Raw genomic sequence first — 20,883 nt, forward strand, 5'->3', positions numbered from 1 at the left:
TGTAAAGGCCCAATCCGGATGTAATTATAAAAGGTGAGTCGCCCCCCAAGCCTCTCGGGAGAGGCACTGGCTTAATGCTGACACTGGCGCGCTGCTTCTGAGACGTCTCATTTCAGAACTGGGCATTGATCGTGCCGATGAACTGACGCGGTGAACCGACGAACAGATTGCTGTTATTGTCGCCAGACAGCGAGGCTGCACCATAGACGCCACCGATATAGTTCGTGTCGAACAGATTGGTAATGCCGAAACTGGCCTTGAAATGCTCAGCAAAGCCGATGCGGCCGAAATCATGAGCGATTGTTGCGTTGGCCAGCCAGTAGGGGGGCAATCTGATATCGTTCAGGAAGGTCATCGGGCGCGAGGCGATGTAATTGACGTTGAAATTGAACTGCGTGCCGCGCCAGAGATAGGCCAGATTGGCTTTGTACATATAGGCCGGGTAATAGACCTGACTTTTCCCTTTCAGGCTATAGAGTTTGCCGCCGTAATTGATGCCCGTGCCCTGATAGCGGGCGTCGTTCCAGCTGAAGCTGTTGGTGATCTCAAGTCCCTTGACCGGGCGAATGGCGCCAAGAATATCGACGCCATCCATTGTCTCGCGCCCGACATTCATATAGGCGTTGCGCGTATTATTGGCCGTGCCTTCGGTGATGGAGGCGAGGCGGTTATAGTAATCCGTATGGTAATAATCGATTGTGCCAGTAAAGAATTTCGCGTCGTAGCGATAGCCGACGACATAATTCCAGGTGCGCTCAGGCCGAAGCGTTTTCTTGCTGGCGTCGAAGACCTGTTGGGCCGGTTGCGCGGCATTGCCCAGGCCGCCCCATGCCGTCCCGGACGTTGTCTGTGAGTAGTAATCATAGGCCCGCAGATTTTCGGCGATATCCCAATAGACCTCGTGATGATCGAGGAAATGATAATCAAAACTGAAATGTGGCAGGAAGGCCCCTGAAGCTGTCAGTGAGCCACGGGCCGGTCGCCTGTAATAGGCATTCCAGCCTTCATCCTTGAGTTGCTGCGTATAGTCGTTCTTCGTGCCGCCATGGGTGGTCTGGGTGAGGGATTTGAACCCGGCGAGGAGGGTCATCCCCTTGATGATCGTCCAGCGATCCTGAAGGAAAAACTGGAAGGTATTCGTGTTATAGGTGTTTTCGAACCAGGTATGTCCCGTGCCCTTTCTGAGGTCCGACATCATGTTATGGGCGGCTTCGGGCGTGTCCTCATACAGGCGGGCATCATAGACCCAGCGGTTATTCTCGTACCACAAACCGCCCTCGATCAGATTGTGATGAGGGGCCTCATAGGACAGCTTCTGTGTGAAGCCGAGACGGCGCATATCGGCATGGGCACGCTGCAGCGCCATGGGAACGCCACTTACGGTGCCGTCCGCCAGCAATTGAGGCACGCCATAGCTTGGGGAGGTGACGAAATTATTGGTCCCGCCGTAGACACCGCTTGAGATGTTGCCATAGGCGATGGTGTCGGAATGCAGATGTTCCGACAGATCGAAATGCCCGGTGACGGATGAGAGATAGCTGCGCTGTATCTGTGAGCCATCCCAGGCATAATTGCCGATTTCGTCATTCGACAGGATGCCTTCATAGCCTGGCGGTACATCAGAGGTGTATTGCGCGTAATAGGCCCAGAGCTTGGCCTTTTCGTAATCCGGTTTGAGATAGGTCGTGTCGCGGCCCATGCGCTCCCACATGTTTTTGGTGAGGGAGAGGTAATTGGCCTGTGTGAAATTACCGAAGCCGAAAAAGCCTGTCAGCTTGCCATGTCGGCCAACAGGCTGAATCAGCTTGGCGTCAGCCTGCAATTCGCGCTGATAGCCTTCGCCTTTCCAGAGCTTGCTCTCGGTTCTGGCGAAGGACGTGTAGAACTTCGTGCCGCTTGGATTGAGCGTGCCGCTATCAGCCCGCACATAGGTGCGAAACGCATTATAACTGCCAAAGCTTTGCGAGACGCGCCCACCGGCCTTGTCTGACGGGTCTGACGAGACATAGCTCATCGCCGCGCCCAGAAGCTGTGCTGAAAACGTGTCCAGAGAGCCCGCGCCCTGCGAGAGCGTCATTCCCTGCAAATCGTCCTGGATCATCGCCTGGGTGATCGAAACGCCGTTCTGGTTGGTAAAGCCCTGCGTACCAAGCGGCATACCGTCGAGTGAGGCACCGATCTGCGTCTGGGTAAAGCCGCGCACGTAAAAGGTATTGGCTGCCGTATCAAGGCCGAAAGCGTCAGATGAGGTAAAATTGGCTCCCGGCAGGCTTTGCGCCAGAATCTGCATCGGATTCGTGCCAGGGATGAAACGTTCCATGACGGCACGCGTGACAGCAACCTCTGCCCCATGATTACGCAGGCGTTTGCCGCTGACGGAGATCGACTCCTTGCCTTCGATTGCAGGCAGTGGGTGCGCCGGGCGGGGGGCCTTCTTCTTTGGGCGCCCCCGCTCCTTTTCGGAAACTGCCGAGGGAGACGTAGCAGCAAGCGGGGGTGTTGCCGCCAATGAACTCTGGGGACAGATCGGCATGACCACGCCAAGGGTCAGCAGAGAAAGGGACCATCTCCGGTAACGACGCGTCATTGAGATTTCCTGTTTTTATTACCTATAACATTGCGTTACAATAACGATATATTCATGGCAATATTATTTTGTAATCGTATTGTTTCCGGTTTTTCGGTTCTCAGGAAGCTAAGGGCAAGACGCGGGCAGTTTCCACCCTTTGCGGACAGCCCATGCAAGGGAGTTCCGTGAGACTAGAGAAGCGTGCTGCGCCCGAGCAACGCACCCTGCCTGTCGAATATGACCACATCGAGCTGGCATTCAGGATCGGCGAGGGTGTCTCTTGCCCTCTCGGCCGCACGCTGAGCGATCAGGGAGCCAAGCCTGTCATCACCCAGAGCAGTATAGCCCTGCGCGATCGTCTGGGCCTTTTCCAGCCTGTAGAGCTGAGCGTCCGTCAGGCCAAGCGGCGCGGCAATAAGGGCCAGGGCCTGCGGGTCGGCCAGTGTCCGGCTTGAATGCAGGTCGAGATGGCCCTGGGCCAGTTTTGTCATTTTGGCGAGACCGCCTGCAATGGTGAGGCGCGGCACGGGGTGGCGATGCAGATATTTCAGAAACCCGCCCGCGAAATCTCCCATCTCGATCAGGGCCGGGTCTGGCAGAGTGTAGAGAGAGCGGACGGATTTTTCAGAGGTCGATCCCGTACTGCCTGCGATATGGGGCAGGTTGAGCGCCCTTGCTACATCCACACCACGATGAATCGAATGAATCCATGCCGAGCAGGAATAAGGAATCACAATTCCGGTGGTCCCAAGCACTGACAAGCCTCCGAGAATGCCGAGCCGTGCATTCAATGTGCGTTTGGCCAGTTCTTCGCCATCGGCAATGGATATCGTGACGATAGCGTCTGCGGCACCGGGGGTGATCTGCTCCAGAGCGGTGCGGATCATCTTGCGTGGCACAGGGTTGATCGCGGGCTCGCCGGGGGGAAGGGGAAGGCCTGGCTGGGTGATGGTCCCGACACCGCTGCCGGCACGAAAAACGATACCGCTGCCTGTCGATGCGCGCGCCACGGTGACGGTAATCAGCGCCCCATGGGTAACATCAGGGTCATCTCCGGCATCCTTGACGACACGAGCCCAAACTGTGTCGCCGTTGCGTCCTGATCCATCCAGCGAAAACGCCGCCTCTCCGCCGCCGGGAAGGGTAATGGTGACAGGGTCCGGGCAGTCACCGATCACGAGCAGGGCCCAGGCCGCTTTGGCGGCGGCTGTTGCGCAGCTGCCTGTCGTCCATCCCCGACGCAGGGCCGTGGCTTGCGTCATCTCGGCTCTGCCTCCCTGATATCCGGGCGGCTCGGGGCCGCATCACTTTGCCTAGACGCTCTACATCGCATCTCGCGCCGGATATCACCAGAGCCTGCTTGGAGTGCGTGGTTCTGCGGCTCCTGCGGCGAAAACTCACAATGCGGGCATTTGAGGCATTTTCATTGTGAAGTTTAGTCGGGCGTCTGGTAAATCCTGACACGATATCGAAAAGAAAAAAGGAGGCCCTGACCATTCCCGAGCCCGTACTTGCGATACTTGTTATCGCTGTTGCCGCCTTTCTTGTCGTGTTTTTCCTTCTTGGGGGCGTGATGATCGTCCCGGGGCGGATGGTCTACGTCACCGAATTTCTGGGCAAGCCGCAGCGCAAATTGCTCGAGAGCGGCCTGCACTTCCGTATTCCGATCCTCACGCGTGTTTCATACAAGGTGTCGCTGCAGCAGATGCAGGTCGAGACGTCATCAGAGGTTAAGACGCTGGATGACGTCTTCATCGAGATCCGCTGGGTGCTGCTCTACAGCGTCCGAGATGATAGCGAGGCTGTATTCAATTACGCCTACAAGGTATCGCAGCCTGTCAAACGGCTCGTTTTTCGCGTCGAAAACGAGATCAGGCAGATCGCCTCGACCATGACGCTGGCGGAACTCTATTCGCAGCGCAACGAGATCGCCCGACGGGTGATCGATGATCAGGTGGCGGACGCGCTTGAATCAGGCCTCGATATCCATGGTGTTACCATCGAGCAGCCTATGCCGCCGCGCGAGATACAGGAAGCGATGAACAACAAGCTGGCAGCGATTGCCCGCAAGGATGCCGCTCAGGCAGAAGCCGAGGCCGAGATGGTGCGGCGTGTGGGCATTGCCAAAGCCGAGGCGGAGAGCAAGAAGCTGCAGGGTGAGGGGATCGCCAATGAGCGCAAGGCTATCGCTGCCGGTTTTGCCGAGGCGGCGGAGCTGTTTCGCAAGAGCATTCCCGATGTCAGCGAAGACGCTATTCTCACCTTGATGCAGAATGTAAATCAGGCCGATATGGTCGTGACCGCCAGCCGCTCAGGCAAGGCGACGGTGATTTTCGTACCGATCGACATGAATAGCGGCCAGATTGCCGCCGCGGCTTCTGGCCAGTTCATACCGACCGCCGTGTGACTTTTGCCTGACCCTGTCTTCGTGTCGCCTGTTAGGCGACGCAAAGGCACCAAAATTCCTATGACTTTCCTATAAAGCTTCGGGCTGCGCCTTCTGTCATTCCTATGGCGTGCGGATCGATAATCGGGCTCTCTTCAGGGAGCCTTTTTTCATGTTTGATGCTCTTTACGGCGCACTCGGCCTTTTCGGCTTCGTGCTCTGTCTCGGCTTCATTTCGATCTGCCAGAGGATCTAAAATGACGCCTGATCTTGTTCTTGGCGGTATCGTGACGCTTGGCCTGCTGGCCTATGTCACCGCCGTGCTTCTTCGTCCCGAGAGGTTCTGATCATGAGCCTTTCAGGATGGATCACCATTGCGGTGTTCTTTCTCTGCGTGGTCGCGCTGACACGACCGCTCGGAGGTTTTCTCAAACGCGTGCTCGAAGGCGAGCGCCATCTTCCGGGGCGTATGCTCGGCCCACTGGAGCGCGGGATCTATCGCCTTGCGGGCGTCGAGCCGACGCGCGAGCAATCATGGTCGCAATATGCGCTGGCCGTGATCCTTTTCAAGGTGTTCTGCTTCATCGCCGTTTATGCGCTGCTGCGTCTGCAGGGTGTGCTGCCGTTCAACCCCGGCGGCCTGGGGGCGGTAGCGCCGGATCTTGCCTATAATACGGCCATCAGCTTTCTGACCAATACAAACTGGCAGAGCTATAGTGGTGAGACCACGCTCAGCCCGCTTAGCCAGATGCTGGCCCTGACTGTGCAGAATTTCGTTTCTGCCGCTGCGGGCATCGCCATTGCCGCGGCCATCATGCGTGGTTTCGTGCGTCGTAGCGCCACGACCATTGGCAATTTCTGGGCCGATCTGGTGCGCGTGACCCTTTATGTGCTGCTGCCAGCCTGTGTGCTGCTGACCCTGTTTTTCGTGCTCGAAGGCGTGCCCCAGACCCTTTGGAGCAGCGTGTCGGCATTTACGCTGGAAGGCCGTCACCAGACTATCGCCCTCGGTCCTGTTGCCTCGCAGGAAGCAATCAAGATGCTGGGGACGAATGGCGGCGGGTTTTTTAACACCAACTCGGCCCATCCATTCGAAAACCCCAATGCGCTGACAAATTTCGTGCAGATGCTGTGCATCTTTGCGCTGGGCGCAGGGCTGACGAACATGTTCGGTCGCATGATCGGGCAGGAAAAGCAGGGTTGGGCCATCTTCTCTGCCATGGCCGCGCTGTTCCTGATCGGGGCAGGGGTGCTCTACTGGTCCGAAGCCCATGCCAACCCGCTTTTCGCCTCGCTCGGCCTCGATGGCGCGCTCGGCAATATGGAAGGCAAGGAGACGCGTTTCGGTGTGGCTGCGTCGGCGCTTTTTGCTACCGTCACCACCGATGCGTCATGCGGCGCGGTGAATGCGATGCATGAGAGCTTCCTGCCGCTGGGTGGCATGGTGCCGCTCATCAACATGATGCTTGGCGAGGTGATTTTCGGTGGCGTCGGCTCCGGGCTTTACGGGTTTCTTCTTTTTGCCCTGATTGCGGTTTTCATGGCCGGTCTCATGGTCGGGCGTACGCCGGAATATCTGGGCAAGAAGATCGAAGCCCGCGAGATCAAGATGACCATGCTGGCCGTGCTCTGTCTGCCGCTTGTCATGCTTGGCTTCACGGCACTCGCCGTTGTCATTCCGGCCGGAACTTCCGCCTTGTCGGCAAGCGGGCCGCATGGCTTCACCGAAGCGCTTTATGCCTATACCTCCGCCGCCGCCAATAATGGCAGCGCCTTTGCGGGGCTGACCGCCAACAGCTTCTGGAATGTGACCCTGGGCATCGGCATGATGATCGGCCGGTTCTTTGTGATCATACCGGCGCTTGCCATTGCGGGGTCCATGGCCGCCAAGAAGGTTGCCGCCCCGACGCCTGGCACGTTTCCGACCGATAACGGGCTGTTCATCGCGCTTGTGGCCGGTGTGATCGTGATTGTCGGCGGTCTGACCTTTCTTCCCGCTCTCGCTCTCGGTCCGATTGTCGAGCATCTCGCGATGCTTCACGGCACCACCTATTAAGAGGCGCCTGTCTCATGATCTCCTTTCCTTCTCCCGCGCCCCGGTCTGACGGGGCGCGCAAAGCCCCGCGCGCGCGTACAACAGTGCTGAGCAGCGCGCTGGTTCTGCCCGCGATGGCAGAAAGCCTGCGCAAGCTCGACCCGCGCGTGATGATACGCAACCCGGTCATGTTCGTGGTCGAGGTGGTCACGATGCTGACCACCATCCTCCTGTTCCGCGATATCATCAAAGGGATGCCCCATACGGGCTTCGCGCTTCAGATCACGCTCTGGCTGTGGTTCACGCTGCTTTTCGCCAATTTCGCCGAAGCCATTGCCGAAGGGCGTGGCAAGGCACAGGCCGACTCCCTGCGTCGCACGCGTACCGAAACGCGCGGCAAGCGTCTGATCCCGACCGATACCGGGCTGTATTCTCCCGCCGGGCTTTATGAGGAAGTCGCAGCACCCGAACTGGGGGTTGGCGATGTGGTTCTGGTCGAGACGGGTGATTTCATCCCGAGCGATGGCGAGGTGATCGACGGCATTGCGTCCGTCGATGAATCGGCCATCACGGGTGAATCCGCCCCCGTCATACGCGAGAGCGGTGGTGACCGCTCTGCTGTGACGGGCGGCACGCGTGTGCTGTCAGACTGGGTGATCGTGCGGATCACGGCAGCGCAAGGCTCGACCTTTCTCGATCGCATGATCTCGCTTGTCGAAGGGGCGCAGCGCCAGAAAACACCCAATGAAATTGCGCTGACCATTCTGCTCGCCGGCATGACGCTCATTTTCATCATCGCGGTGGCGACCATTCCCTCCTTCGCCCATTACTCAGGCGGCAGCATCTCGGTGCTGGTGCTCGTGGCGCTTTTTGTCACGCTCATCCCGACAACGATTGGCGCCCTGCTTTCGGCTATTGGCATTGCGGGTATGGATCGCCTCATACGCTTCAACGTGCTCGCCATGTCCGGGCGTGCGGTCGAGGCGGCTGGCGATGTCGATACGCTCCTGCTCGACAAGACAGGCACCATCACGATTGGCGATCGCCAGGCCAGCGCGTTCATGCCTGTGCCCGGTGTGACCGAGCAGCAGCTTGGCGATGCCGCCCAGCTTGCCTCTCTTGCCGATGAAACGCCGGAGGGGCGCTCTATCGTGGTGCTGGCCAAGACGCGTTTCGGCCTGCGCGGGCGCGAACTCAACGCCACCGGGGCGCATTTCGTGCCCTTTACGGCCCAGACACGCATGAGCGGCGTCGATATTGGGGCACGTCAGATACGCAAGGGCGCGGTCGAGAGCGTGATTGCCGCCATTGGCGAGAATGCGGCCTCGGTGGCGCAGATACGTAGCATTGCCGATGGTATTGCCCGTCAGGGTGGAACGCCGCTTGCCGTACTGGATGATGGGCGTCTTCTGGGCGTGGTGCATCTCAAAGACGTGGTGAAAGGCGGCATACGCGAGCGCTTTGCCGAATTGCGCCGCATGGGGATCCGCACGGTCATGATCACGGGTGACAACCCGCTGACTGCTGCGGCCATTGCTGCCGAAAGTGGTGTGGATGATTTTCTGGCTCAGGCAACACCGGAGGCCAAGCTGGCGCTGATCCGCAGGGAGCAGGAATCAGGCAAGCTGGTCGCCATGTGCGGCGATGGCACGAATGACGCCCCCGCGCTCGCACAGGCCGATGTGGGTGTGGCCATGAATACCGGCACCGTTGCTGCGAGAGAGGCCGGGAACATGGTCGATCTCGACAGCGATCCGACAAAACTGATCGAGATCGTGGGCATCGGCAAGCAATTGCTGATGACACGCGGCGCGCTCACCACATTCTCGATTGCCAATGACGTGGCCAAGTATTTCGCCATCATCCCGGCAATGTTCGTCGGGTTCTATCCCGCGCTGTCAGGGCTGAACATCATGCATTTGGCCACGCCGGAAAGTGCGGTTCTGTCTGCTATCATTTTCAATGCGCTGATCATCATCGCCCTTATTCCGCTCGCCCTGCGCGGCGTGCGCTATCGCCCGGTCGGTGCTGCTGCCCTGCTGCGCCGCAATCTGCTCATCTATGGCGTGGGTGGTCTGATCGTGCCGTTTGTCGGCATCAAGCTGATTGACCTTGTCGTCACCCATATCGGTCTGGTCTGAGGAAACACTCATGGTCCTCTCTCAACTGCGCCCGGCGCTTGTTCTCTTCCTCCTGCTCTCTGCCCTGACCGGTCTGGCCTACCCCTTGGGCATGACGGCGCTTGCAAACCTGCTCCTGCCGGAAAAGGCGACTGGCAGCCTTATCCACGCCAAAGGCCGGGTGATCGGTTCGAGCCTGATCGGGCAGGATTTTACGGCGCCACGATATTTCCACGGTCGCCCTTCTGCCACGATGGGGCCTGACCCCAGGGATGCCTCCAAAACGATCGCCATGCGCTACAACGCGGCTGCTTCTCTCGCCTCGAATGCCGGGCCGACCTCGAAGGCGCTGCTCGATCAGGTAACGGCGCGCACGGCTCAGCTCCGTGCTGAAAACCCCGATGCGTTGGCACAGGGCTGGCGTATTCCGGTCGAGCTTGTGACCAGCTCCGCCAGCGGGCTTGACCCCGATATCTCGCCCGATGCCGCGCTCTTTCAAATTGCGCGTGTCGCGAAGGCACGGGGGTTGTCGCCTGACCGGGTGCGTCATCTTGTGCAGAGCCAGACAGAAGCGCCGATCCTCGGTTTTCTGGGGGAGCCACATGTCAATGTGCTGGCGCTCAATCAGGCGCTCGATAGACTGGGCCAATGACCCCACGCGATTACGACCGCCCGGACCCTGACGCGCTGCTTCGCCAGAATGGCGGCTCGTCGCGCCGGGGAAGGCTGAAGATCTTTCTCGGTGCGGCGCCGGGTGTCGGCAAGACATTCGAGATGCTCACTGCGGCCCATCAGCAGCAGCGTGAAGGCGTGGCCGTGCTGATCGGCGTGGTCGAGACCCACGGCAGGAGCGAGACGGCATCTCTCGTTGAGGGGCTGGCTGCGCAGGCGACGCGCCCTGTCGCCTATCGCGGGCAAATACTGCAGGAGATGGATCTCGATGCCCTGCTCGAAAGTCGTCCCGCGCTCGCCCTTGTCGACGAACTGGCCCATAGCAACGCGCCCGGCTCGCGCCACCCCAAGCGCTGGATGGATGTCGAAGACCTGCTCGCCGCCGGTATAGACGTCTATACCACGGTCAATATCCAGCATCTCGAAAGCCTGAACGACGTCATCGCCTCCATTACCCGCGTGCGCGTGCGTGAGACCGTGCCGGACCGGGTGGTGGAGCAGGCCGATGAGGTGGAGCTGATCGACCTGACCTCGAACGATCTGTTGCAGCGTATGCGCGATGGCAAGATCTACGGCCCGCATACGGCGGGTCGCGCCATGCTGCATTATTTCTCGCCGGGCAATCTGACGGCCCTGCGTGAACTGGCCCTGCGCCAGACGGCGCAGCAGGTCGATGCGCAGCTCGTCGACCACATGAAGGCCAATGCCATTGCTGGCCCTTGGGCGGCGGGCGAGCGCGTGATGGTATGCCTGACCCTGCAGGATGGCGATGCCAGCCTGCTGCGCTATGGCAAGCGCCTGGCTGACAGGCTGCACGCGCCATGGATCGTGCTGCATGTCGAGACCAGCCGCGATCTGACCGATGATGCCCGTGCCCGCATGGCGTCGCAGATGCATCTGGCACAATCGCTCGGAGCCGAGACCGTGACCATTCCCGGGCATGATGTTGTGCTCGATACGCTCTCTTTTGCCCGCGCCCAGAACGTGACGCAGATCGTGGCGGCGCATCCTGCCGGGTCGGGCTGGATTGGGCGGTTGCGGCAGATTCTGGGACGTAGCACGACCGAACGGCTGATCCAGCGCTCCGACGGCTTTCCGGTGCATGTCGTGCCGCGCTCTGGCGAGGCGGTAACGGGGCGTCTGCGCGAGAAAATCAGACCAAGCCTGAGCCCTTATCTCGGCAGCACGGCCATCGTTCTGGCAGCGCTGGGTCTGGCGCTGCTGCTGCGTCAGGGCTTTGAAGTGAGCAATGTCTCGCTCGCCTTTCTAACCGCCATTCTGGGCGTGGCGGTGGCCTATGGGCTCTGGCCGTCTCTCTGGGCCTCGCTGCTCGGGATGCTCTGCTTCAATTTCTTCTTTCTACCGCCGCTTTATACCCTGACCATCGCGGCTCCCGATAATGTGGTGGCGCTGTTCTTCTTTTTCGCCACGGCCCTGATTGCGAGCAATCTGGGCGCGCGCGTGCGCAGTCAGGCCGTGGTGGCGCGGCATCGGGCCGAAGTCACGCAATCGCTCTATCATTTCAGCCGCACCATTACTGGCATGATCAAGCTGGATGATCTGCTCTGGTCGGTCAGCCACCAGATGGCGACCCTGCTCAATTGCCGCGTCGTGCTGCTGATGCCCGAAAACGGGGTGCTGCGCGTACAGACCTCTTATGATTCCGGCCATCCGATTGGCGAAGACGGTTTTGCCGCAGCAAGCTGGGCCTGGAAAAACAACCGCGTGGCGGGGCGTGGTTCCGATAATCTGCCCGGCGTCCGCTGGCTCTTTATGCCGCTGCGTACGGGACGCGGGCCAGTGGCCCTGCTCGGGATCGACCGCGACCGCGGCGGCGCCTTGCTGGATGCCGAGCAGCAGGGCCTGCTTGACGCGCTGGGCGAACAGACGGCGACCGCGATAGAGAGCATTCTGCTGGCTCGCGATCTCGACCGCGTGCGCCTTGACGCCGAGACCGACCGCCTGCGCGGGGCGCTCCTGACCTCGATCTCCCATGACCTTCGCACACCGCTCGCCTCGATATTGGGCGCAGCCTCCAGCCTGCGCGACTACGGCGAGGCTTTGGGGGAGGAGGGGCGTCATGACTTGCTCACGACACTGACCGACGAGGCCGAGCGGCTGAACCGCTTTGTCGGCAATCTGCTTGACATGACACGGCTGGAGGCTGGCGCCCTGCCGCTGCGTCACGAACCGGTCGATTGCGCCGAGGTGGCGGCCTCTGCTCTTTCACGCGCCGCGAATTTGCTGGATGCGCATCCTGTCGCCCTGGAAGTCGCGCCTGATCTGCCGATCGTACCGCTTGATGACGTGCTGCTTGAGCAGGCGCTGTTCAATATTCTCGATAATGCCGCCAAATATACCGCGTCCGGCACGCCTATTACGGTCAGGCTGTCGGTAGAGGCCGCGCATCTCGTCATCGCCATTCTGGATGAGGGGCCGGGCTTTGGCGCACGCGACCCGGCGGTACTTTTTGCCAAATTCACCCGCTTCGCCGCTGCCGACACGGCGCGGGCGGGCACCGGGCTGGGGCTTGCCATTGCGCGCGGTTTCGTTGAAGCGATGGGGGGAGAAATAACGGCGGCAAACCGCCCCGACCGGCAGGGGGCGATGTTCACCCTGCGCTTTCCTCTGGCAGAAAAGGCATCCTGATGAGCGACCCGACCCTTCTGGTTGTCGATGATGAACCCGCCATTAGGCGTCTGCTACGCACCACGCTCGCGAGCCAGTCATGGCGCATTTTGGAAGCCGGGTCAGGCGAGCAGGCCCTGCAACGCGCCAGTGAAACCCCGCCCGATCTCGTTCTGCTCGATCTGGGTCTGCCGGATATGGCCGGGGTAGAGGTGCTGCGCCAGCTACGCCGCGACCGGCCCAATCTGCCCGTGGTCATTCTTTCAGTGCGTGACGACGAGCGCGGCAAGGTTGCGGCCCTCGAAGCCGGGGCGGATGACTATGTGACCAAACCCTTCAGTATGGCCGAACTCATCGCCCGCCTGCGCAACGCCCTGCGCCACGGCCTGCAACAGGAGGGCACGGTGCCGCTTTTTACCTCGGGCGATCTGACCATAGACCTCGTCCGCCGCCAGATATTTCGCAGTGGCGAGGAACTCCGCCTCTCCCCTCGCGAGTGGGATATCCTGCGCATGCTGGTGCGCTACGCAGGCCGCGTGCTGACGCACCAGACCATCATGAAACAACTCTGGGGCCCGACAGGCGATGTGCAGCAGCTACGGGTCTATATCCGCCAGATCAGACAGAAGATTGAGCCTGACCCGGAAAGGCCGCGGCATATTTTGACCGAGACGGGGGTGGGGTATCGGCTGGTAAACTGCGCAGCGTCGAAGATTGAATGAACATCCAAAAAAGAGGGAAAGCGGAATGTCTGTTTTCGAGAAGAGATGACCGAAAACAGACATTAGCACAGCCTACGTTGATAAAGTTATCGAGGAGACTCCGTCCTTTGGGAGAGCTTTCTGATACAAGCTTCAAATCACGTGCTAGGCACCTCTATCAGCCGTTTTTTAATCAATCAAAGTGATAGAATATTTTCCAAAATATCAAATATGATCATAAAATGCACGAAATCATTATTTTTCGAGTTATTGCATATCCAATCACATAAGTTCCTTTTCTCGTCTTTATTTATTTTCCACTCTTCGGGAATTGTTTTTTTTACTCCTCTCACTGTTACTGTATGATCGCCGCTTATATCCACAAAGGCAGGTTTATATTCAATCGCCCGTTGGATTGTTTCATCCGGAAATAAATTTTCTATTCCTGATGAGATTTTATGTGTCTGCTGCGGAATCGTTCTGCAAAACAAATTTCCAAGCTGAGTAGAAGTCTTTTGTATATCGCAATCATATAACAATATCCATTTCTGTTTTATGGTTTGGCCTAGATGTGTTCTGTAAGTATCCCAAATTTTGTTTAACTGAGAATAGCCCACAGCATCGACTAAATCGAATTGATCAATAATATGGTTTTTATCTAAAATATTTGCAGCTTTTTTTATGTAGTCTATATCTATTGTCCCTTCCAAATAAATAATTGGCCTTTTGCTGGCATCTATTCTAGATTGGACTTCGGCCTGGAAACGTGCACTATCGCACATATGTCTATATGCTGCTTCAAACTCGGAGAAGCGCTCAACCTCGATCTCTCTGCCATAAGGAAGTTCAACAAGTTGGAAACCTTCTGACGTAAACGTCTTTTCCATACCAATCAAAAACAGAGGGGAATGAGTAGTTAGTATGAATTGTACTTTAGGAAATAGGTGAATTAAATTTGGTAAAAGATCATGTTGGAAATCAGTGTGCAAATGAAGATCAATCTCATCGACAACTACTATACCAGAAATGTCACCCAAGCTATTAATATTAGAATGTCCAAAATCAAAATCTTTGATTATAGAAAGAAAAAGATCAAGAAGTACTGACTGTCCAGTTGAGAGTTGGAATAGGTTATCGGTAATTTTTTCGTTATTTATGGATATACCAACGCTTCTCATGTTTCTTCTGCCAACAATCCAAGTTAAATTTCCGTCCTTTCCGAATAACTTCTTTAAGAACATAGCAATTTGGTTTAAGATTGATGTTGCTGGGCCATTTTGCTGTATTACTTCTTTGGCGGGCGGCATCGAATATCCTGCTGTGTGATATGCAGGGATGATAGTTCTGGTTTTTTCGAGCGCGTTGCTATCATATAATAAATCAAGAAGCCAATTTTGTATTTCTCGCATTGGCGCATATATAATAACTGGACGGTTTGAGTAATTCAAATAATTTTTTATCGAGGTGTAATTTGCTTTGTTTATCAGATTTAACTCATTAAGCCAAGCAGGTTCCTCGAATCTGTTTGGTGGAAAGAAAATATGAGTATTGGTATTCAATTCTTTCCTGAGTTCATTGATTCGCTCGTGAAAATTTGTCGAGTAGTGTGAGGTATCATCTCCCTGAATTTCGTCCCATTTTGGATAATTAGGTAATGGTGCTTCATATTGGTTTTTGGGCTTTAGAAATTGACCTTCGTGAACGGTGAAATTATTGGAGAAATTTAATTCTGCAGTCGAATATGTCTCTCCATTCCGAATATAAGTTGGACTTCTTAACTTATAGACTTTCCCCGCCTCAACATCCGAATCTACGAAAATAGTTCCATGTGCTGCGATCAAGGCATTTACTATATATGCTGTGGCTACGCTCTTTCCTGCGCCGTTTTGTCCCACAAAAATAATGGGCTTCGGAGAACCATCGCTATTGAATTTCAAAACAATATCTGCGTGATCGATAGGGCCTGTGTTATTGAGATTTATTCTGGTTAAATACATTAGATTGGCCTTTCGTATTGGTAAAATATGTACGGAAATAATTGTAAATTAGTAATTCGAGAACATCCATCTTATTTTTCTTTTTTCATAGGCCATTATCTTTCATCCGGATTTTGAGGCACTGAGTCGAGAATCTGCTGCTGGTAGCACTAGGGTTTAGGGCCTATTAGGAGATTTGGTATGAGGTGTTTTCCGGCGGTCTTGTGCGTGATTCAAAGTCAGGATGTAGACGCCAGAACAACGAGGCTAGATGGCCAATATCAAGCGCAAGACGAAGCGTTATCCGGCTGATCTGACCGATGGGGAATGGGAGCGTTTAGCGCCCCTGAAGCCCCCTTTGCACCGGCGTGGCCGAAAGCGGGCAACTGATTTTCGTGAGATCATCAACGCGCTGCGTTATCTTGTCCGTTCAGGCTGTGACTGGGAAATGTTGCCTGTTCATTTTGGTCCAAGGCAGACCATCTATTGGTGGTTCCGCAGGCTGATGCGCCGTTTCCTGTTTCAGGCCATCCATGATGTCTGCCTGAGGATTGATCGTGAGGCCGCAGGACGCGAGGCCAGTCCATCTGGTGGCGTTATCGATAGCCGAAGTATCAAGGCGCCGAATGCAAAGACCCGTGGTTATGACGCAGGCAAGAAGGTCGTTGGCCGGAAACGCCACATCGCAGTCGATGCAGATGGCCGACCGCTTCTGGTCCGACTCACACCTGCCGATATTTCTGATAGTGCGGGCGAACAGATAATCCTGGATGCTATCCGCAAACGCTGGCCGTGGGTAAAGCATCTGTTCGCTGATGGGGCCTAGGACCGCTTGCAGTTGATGGACAAAGCGGCCATTCACGACTTTACGGTCGAGATTAGCCGCCGGTCAGATACAGCAAAAGGATTTGAGGTGTTGCCACGCCGATGGGTCGTTGAACGCACCTTCGGCTGGATGATCCGCTGGCGCCGACTGGTGAGGGACTACGAATAGCGTATCGACGTCGCAAAGGCCATGATACACATCGCCATGGGAAGCCTCTTGCTACGCCGAAACGCTCATTCGTGAATTTCCAAAAGGGCGCTCAGGACGCTGAAATCGATCTTAAGTTAACGGATCTCGGTATCAGATATGCACATAGGTTTGAGGAAATATTTTTTATTCAGCGATCGCTATCTCACTATCGATTATTTGAACGTTTTTCCACAACGGAGCATATAGCTGATTCTACCGTTGTCACGGTAAGGCGGCAAAGAGCTTCTCTTTTGTGGTGTCCTTTTTGGATGTCAAACGGCAACCACACGCCTTCGGCGCGGGAAAATGCTTGCAACGTAGGGTCTTCCGATAGAGCATTTGTGACGATCGCGATCACGTAACGATCTTGCTCGGCATCCTCGATATCATTCCTGAGTTTTGCGTACTCATTGGGTGTAAGCTGAATCGTTGCTACCGATCCTGACAGCCCTTTGACTTCAACACGTAGGTGTCGAGTTCCTTTCTTTGCGGCGGAGATATCCCAACCCTTGTTGAGAGCCGATACATCCTCAACCGACCAATCTCCAGCTCGAAGCGCATGTGTCACGGCTTTCATCGCCGCTTCTTCAACGGCGAGACGCATTTCAGTGTCGGGCTGGCGAGGGCCTTTATTAGAGGATCCGGCGCGAGGCGCGTTTGATTGTTTGGTATTATCGGATTGTGTTTTAGAAATCACTTGTGATGGCACGATTTTCAAATATTGTATTATCTCTTTCTTCACTCGTTCTCCGGGGTAATAGAAGGCGTCGTTCCCTGGGCCGTCTCCATCTGAGGCTTTGCGAGCGTGTTGAATTTCGAAGTCCCGAAGTTCGGCCGGGATAAGAAAACAATGATTTGCGGGCGCAGAAAAATAGAAGCTTTCGCCGGGACGCGATGGATCTAAGCCTGTTGCGGCTATGCGATTCGCCGTAGCATTCTCGTACCAGCCTACTATTACTCGCTGTTTCCCTTGACCTGGGGTCGCAGTCCAAACAACGGTGACGCCGTTAAGGGAGTCATCCAAGGGTGACGCCCCGAGACGGTCGATATTCATAGTCTTGAATCTCTTCGGAGATTTTGTTGTATGCTGGGTAAAACGCGGCACATACCCTATGCATCGTCCGCCTATAGGGCTGAAGTTGAAGACTTCTCCGGAATTTTCATCTATATGATCCGCTTGCTCAAACCGATGGCCAACGTTTCGTACTGTTGCCGTATCGCCCTGATAACGGTCAACCCAAACCACATGTGCTACGATTATTCTGGTCACGGCGCTTCTTTTCTGGTTCAGATAATTGTGTTTTATATAATATAGAGAATATTTCGTTTAAATGGGCATAGAGATTACTAATTGTCATCTAATGAATGTAAAAATAGTGTGATTTCTTCGCGTTCATCCTCAGTGAGAGCAGGAACTGAGCGAAAGCCGAAAGGTGCGTCACTATTGTCAATATTTTTCCAATATTGATGTGGCACATCGGAATATAGGTTCAGGGTTCCGTTACTCTGAAGTAGATAAAACCGTTCCGGCTCGATATCTCGCAGCACATAAAAATCCATGACCTGACGCAGCGAGGTGAAGACGCCGTTATGGAAAAACACTTTCCGCGTGGCGCTGTTGCGCAGCGATGGGGTGCGGAAGAAGCCGCAATAAGCGTCGTTGTGGCCGATATCTGCGCGACCCGCTGCGCAGAGGCCGAGATCGTAGGTGCCTTTGGGGGCAAGGGGGTTACGCGGGGCGGCGAGGGCTTCGTATTGATGGTCGGTGAAGAGCGGCGGTCGGCCTTCCTCATCCACGGCGCTCAGATGGCAGGCGGCGCAATTGCCTTTCGCCGGGTCGTTGAAAAGTCGCAGCCCTTCGGCTTCGTCTCGTGTCAGGCGGGTTTTCCCCTCCAGCCAGGCATCATAGCGGCTCGAGTAAGGGTGAAATGACGGCGCTTCGATCTGGTAGCGCGCCAGCGCGAAAAGCGCCTCGGCAATCAGCATATCGTCAGAAGCATGGGCGCCGATCAGGCGAAACAGATCGGCGCTATAGGGCGCATTCCGCAGGCGGGCCGCGACACCGGCGTGGGTCGCCGCCATCTCGCGTGTATCGAATAGCGGCCCGGCGGCCTGGCTTTGCAGCGTTTCGGCCCGACCGTCCCAGAACAAGCCGCCCTGCGGCACCATGGCTTGCGCCGAGGCACCGGTATTACTGGCCGATTTGACGCCTTTAATGCCGGGTGGTGGTGGGGGAGGCGGCGCCGTCTCGCTGGTGGCATTATCAGGGCCAACGCTGAAAGGCGGTTGGCGCTCGCGATAAGTGAGCGAAGGCACGGCACGTACGCCGAATTTGTCCATCGCTACACCGCCCTTGGCGAAAGCCAGCGCGTTGTCTGGCGCGTAATGCGCGCTCGGCACATGGCACGAGGCGCAGGAAAGCTGCCCAGACCCGGAGAGCCCTTTATCGAAAAACAGCGCCTTGCCGAGCTTTGCCATGGCAGAAAGCGGCGCAACAGGGGGGCGCACCAGCGTGACCGGGCAGGGGTTGCTGCCATCGCTGGCAGGGGAACAATCCTTGGCCAGTGCGGCTGGAGCGTTCGCCATCAGCGTTCCGAGCAGAAACGCCTTCGTCAGAAAGCTGCGGAAGCTGGCGCTCTGCCCGCCGACACTTCCCGAGCGTTCTTCCCTTTCGACGAAATCAGAAAACCTTTGGCGCATCACGCAGCACCGATCCGTCTTTCGGCGCGAGATAGAGCGGTGAGGCATCGGGTTGGCTCTTGAAGTCGAACAGCCCGTCCATATCCTGCGCATCCTGATCGAAAGACCCGCCGCCAAGACGAGCGCCTTCAAGGAAGTTGTTCTCGATAAAGCGCAGAACCGAGCTTTGCGTCAGCAGGGTATGATCGATCGCATTCCGGCGCGCCCAGGGTGAGAGAACCAGAAGCGGTGTGCGCGTACCGGGGCCGCAGCGTCCGTTCACGGGGGCGCCCTTCACCCCAGCCGACGGGGCTCCCTTGCCGCACTGGCCGGGCGCGTTGAGCTGGTCGGCCTGCATGTCATGCGAGCTGTGCTGTACAGGCGTAAAGGCGTGGTCATACCAGCCATCGGAGTCATCATAGGCGATGATGATAGCCGTATCCTTCCATTCCGGTCGCGACTGGATGAAATTGACCAGACGCACCATGCCTTCCTGCTCGTCCAGCGGGTCGGAATAGCCAGCATGCGCATCCTGAAACGCCGGGAGTTTCAGGAACGACACCGCAGGCATATGGCCCGCATTGGTGGCGGTGATGAAATCATCCAGATCATACTCATGGTTGGCAGGGTCTTTTGTCTTGCCATCCACACCCATGGTCTGACCGATGGCCGCTACACCTGAGGGGCGCAGATGCTTCGGGTTGGAGGTGCTGGGGTAATACTGAAACCAGTTGTGATGCGGGATGTAGTCAACCACCGTCTGCGCCACGACTGTTGAGTAGGTGGCGCGCTGGCAGCCGCTCGTGCCATTGCGGTTATGCTGCGAGAGATCGAACCCCGCCATGAACCCGCCCCAGCTCACGTTTTTCGCCGTCAGCAGATCGCCGATATTGCGGCCTTCCATCCAGACCTGCTCACCCGGCACCGAACAGACATCGCCCGTCGGGTCGATATCGTTGATCATGGTCATGCCGCCTTGCCCGTCATTGATGAAAGGCGAGACCGCATCACGCGTCGAGGGCTTCTGCGAAGAGGCCGTGATATGCAGCCCGTTGGTCTGGCCCGAAACAATCTCGAGCGCACCTGGCGTCGAGGGGCCATAGGTGTCGGTATAGGCGTTGTCGCTCATGGCAAAACGCTGGGCGTAGCGCCAGAGCGCAGTCACAGTGTTGCCGTCGAAATATCCCATCACCTGCCCGCGCGTGGCAAAAGCCCCGACGCCACCGGGCGAGCCCCGGCCTGTATGCAATGGAAAGAGATCGGCCTTGCCGTTGTGATAGGCCATCTGCTCGGCTGTGTAGCCGTGATTCTGGTCTGCCGTGCTGGCCTGTGTCCGGTCGAGACGGAAAGGAAGCGCCGCATCGGCCCCATTGGCCGGATTGGTATTGGGGTTGGTGACCAGAAGGTTCGATCGCAGCAGCGTATTGGCTGGCGGCGTGCCAAGTCTGGGCAGAAACACCGGCTCGCCTTCGGGATTGGCGGCCTGCGGATAGGTGGCAAAGTAGTGATCGAACGAGACGTTCTCGTCAAAGATCACCACCACATGCTTGATCGGCGTTTTCGTCTGTATCTCGGCCCGGGCCTGAAGGGGGGCGCTGAGGCTGGTGAGGGCGAGAAGGGCGGAGGCGAAAGAACGGATCGGAAAACTCATGGGAAAATACGACAACACCTGTTCAGAAAAGAGAAGGCACCGGTCTTTCAAGGCACCGAAAGGGGCACCGGATAGGTGAGAGACCAGCCGCTTGTGGCTCAGGTGCGATCATCGTCGCGCAGCGTCTCTTCGTCCAGAGCCATCAGCGCGCCACGACGCGATTGCAGCGAAATGGCAGTCAGACGATGCTCGCGCCACGCAGCGACGAGCGTCTGACGCCAGCGATCCGAGGGAGCCGTAGGGGTTTGATGCTGAAGCTGATAGTCCATTGACCTGCTCCTTTTCCAGAAGGCCGTCGGGTTACGGCGCCTCGATAGAGGATTCGCTGGCGATGGTGTGTGACCATTCCATGAATTTGCCCGGCCAAAGCGTTTGAGCGAACAATGCGTTGCATTGGCACAGACGAAAACCGGGCGTTTGGAGGGACAGGTCTGCGATGCAGGCAATCCTG

14 protein-coding genes and 1 pseudogene are annotated in these 20,883 nt (G+C 56.8%); 8 read left to right on the plus strand and 7 right to left on the minus strand.

Annotation, left to right across the window (positions count from 1 at the left end; genetic code table 11):
- Positions 1-112 precede the first annotated feature (112 nt).
- Positions 113-2,587, minus strand: a complete 2,475-nt coding sequence (locus AAID99_RS00400) for a TonB-dependent receptor domain-containing protein (protein WP_498492686.1) — start codon at positions 2,585-2,587, stop codon at positions 113-115.
- 173 nt (positions 2,588-2,760) lie between these two features.
- Positions 2,761-3,831, minus strand: a complete 1,071-nt coding sequence (locus tag AAID99_RS00405) for a cobalt-precorrin-5B (C(1))-methyltransferase (protein ID WP_188424548.1) — start codon at positions 3,829-3,831, stop codon at positions 2,761-2,763.
- Positions 3,832-4,142: 311 nt separating this feature from the next.
- On the opposite strand from AAID99_RS00405, the gene AAID99_RS00410 reads away from it, so the two are divergent.
- The 7 genes from AAID99_RS00410 (at position 4,143) to AAID99_RS00440 (ending at position 13,132) form a co-directional block, all read left to right on the plus strand.
- A complete protein-coding gene (locus AAID99_RS00410; protein ID WP_229719521.1) occupies positions 4,143-4,976 on the plus strand; it encodes an SPFH domain-containing protein in 834 nt (277 codons plus the stop codon).
- A 236-nt stretch (positions 4,977-5,212) separates the two neighbouring features.
- Complete coding sequence (gene kdpF / locus AAID99_RS00415; RefSeq protein ID WP_148301563.1) at positions 5,213-5,302, plus strand: K(+)-transporting ATPase subunit F; 90 nt, start codon at positions 5,213-5,215, stop codon at positions 5,300-5,302.
- 2 nt (positions 5,303-5,304) lie between these two features.
- The gene (kdpA, locus tag AAID99_RS00420) at positions 5,305-7,011 is read left to right on the plus strand and encodes a potassium-transporting ATPase subunit KdpA (protein WP_498492689.1); all 1,707 of its coding nucleotides are present in this window, start codon (positions 5,305-5,307) and stop codon (positions 7,009-7,011) included.
- 14 nt (positions 7,012-7,025) lie between these two features.
- The gene (gene kdpB / locus AAID99_RS00425; RefSeq protein WP_498492691.1) at positions 7,026-9,131 is read left to right on the plus strand and encodes a potassium-transporting ATPase subunit KdpB; all 2,106 of its coding nucleotides are present in this window, start codon (positions 7,026-7,028) and stop codon (positions 9,129-9,131) included.
- Between the two features lie 10 nt (positions 9,132-9,141).
- On the plus strand, positions 9,142-9,762 hold the full coding sequence (gene kdpC / locus AAID99_RS00430) for a potassium-transporting ATPase subunit KdpC (RefSeq protein WP_498492693.1): 621 nt from the start codon (positions 9,142-9,144) through the stop codon (positions 9,760-9,762).
- Positions 9,759-12,431, plus strand: coding sequence for a DUF4118 domain-containing protein (locus AAID99_RS00435; protein WP_498492695.1), 2,673 nt, complete (start codon positions 9,759-9,761; stop codon positions 12,429-12,431). The genes kdpC and AAID99_RS00435 overlap by 4 nt, the downstream gene beginning before the upstream one ends.
- Positions 12,431-13,132 carry a response regulator gene (locus AAID99_RS00440; protein ID WP_498492697.1) on the plus strand — a complete coding sequence of 234 codons (702 nt, stop codon included), beginning with the start codon at positions 12,431-12,433 and terminating at the stop codon, positions 13,130-13,132. The genes AAID99_RS00435 and AAID99_RS00440 overlap by 1 nt, the downstream gene beginning before the upstream one ends.
- Positions 13,133-13,308: 176 nt before the next feature.
- On the opposite strand, the gene AAID99_RS00445 is transcribed toward AAID99_RS00440, so the two are convergent.
- A complete protein-coding gene (locus tag AAID99_RS00445; protein WP_498492699.1) occupies positions 13,309-15,108 on the minus strand; it encodes an AAA family ATPase in 1,800 nt (599 codons plus the stop codon).
- 250 nt (positions 15,109-15,358) lie between these two features.
- Here AAID99_RS00445 and AAID99_RS00450 point away from each other — a divergent pair.
- Positions 15,359-16,156, plus strand: a pseudogene (locus AAID99_RS00450) (IS5 family transposase).
- A gap of 112 nt (positions 16,157-16,268) precedes the next feature.
- Here the strand turns inward: AAID99_RS00450 and AAID99_RS00455 are convergent.
- The 4 genes from AAID99_RS00455 to AAID99_RS00470 all read right to left on the minus strand — a co-directional run bounded on the left by AAID99_RS00455 (position 16,269) and on the right by AAID99_RS00470 (position 20,701).
- A complete protein-coding gene (locus tag AAID99_RS00455; protein ID WP_498492701.1) occupies positions 16,269-17,372 on the minus strand; it encodes a protein NO VEIN domain-containing protein in 1,104 nt (367 codons plus the stop codon).
- A gap of 77 nt (positions 17,373-17,449) precedes the next feature.
- On the minus strand, positions 17,450-18,802 hold the full coding sequence (locus AAID99_RS00460) for a cytochrome-c peroxidase (protein ID WP_498492703.1): 1,353 nt from the start codon (positions 18,800-18,802) through the stop codon (positions 17,450-17,452).
- Entirely contained in the window at positions 18,783-20,432 is a 1,650-nt protein-coding gene (locus AAID99_RS00465; protein WP_498492705.1) for a phospholipase C, read from the minus strand. Before AAID99_RS00465 ends, AAID99_RS00460 begins: the two co-directional genes overlap by 20 nt.
- 98 nt (positions 20,433-20,530) lie before the next feature.
- Positions 20,531-20,701, minus strand: coding sequence for a hypothetical protein (locus tag AAID99_RS00470; protein ID WP_159101685.1), 171 nt, complete (start codon positions 20,699-20,701; stop codon positions 20,531-20,533).
- Between the last annotated feature and the right edge of the window lie 182 nt (positions 20,702-20,883).

It is taken from the genome of Asaia sp. Ae19-3, assembly GCF_059801175.1.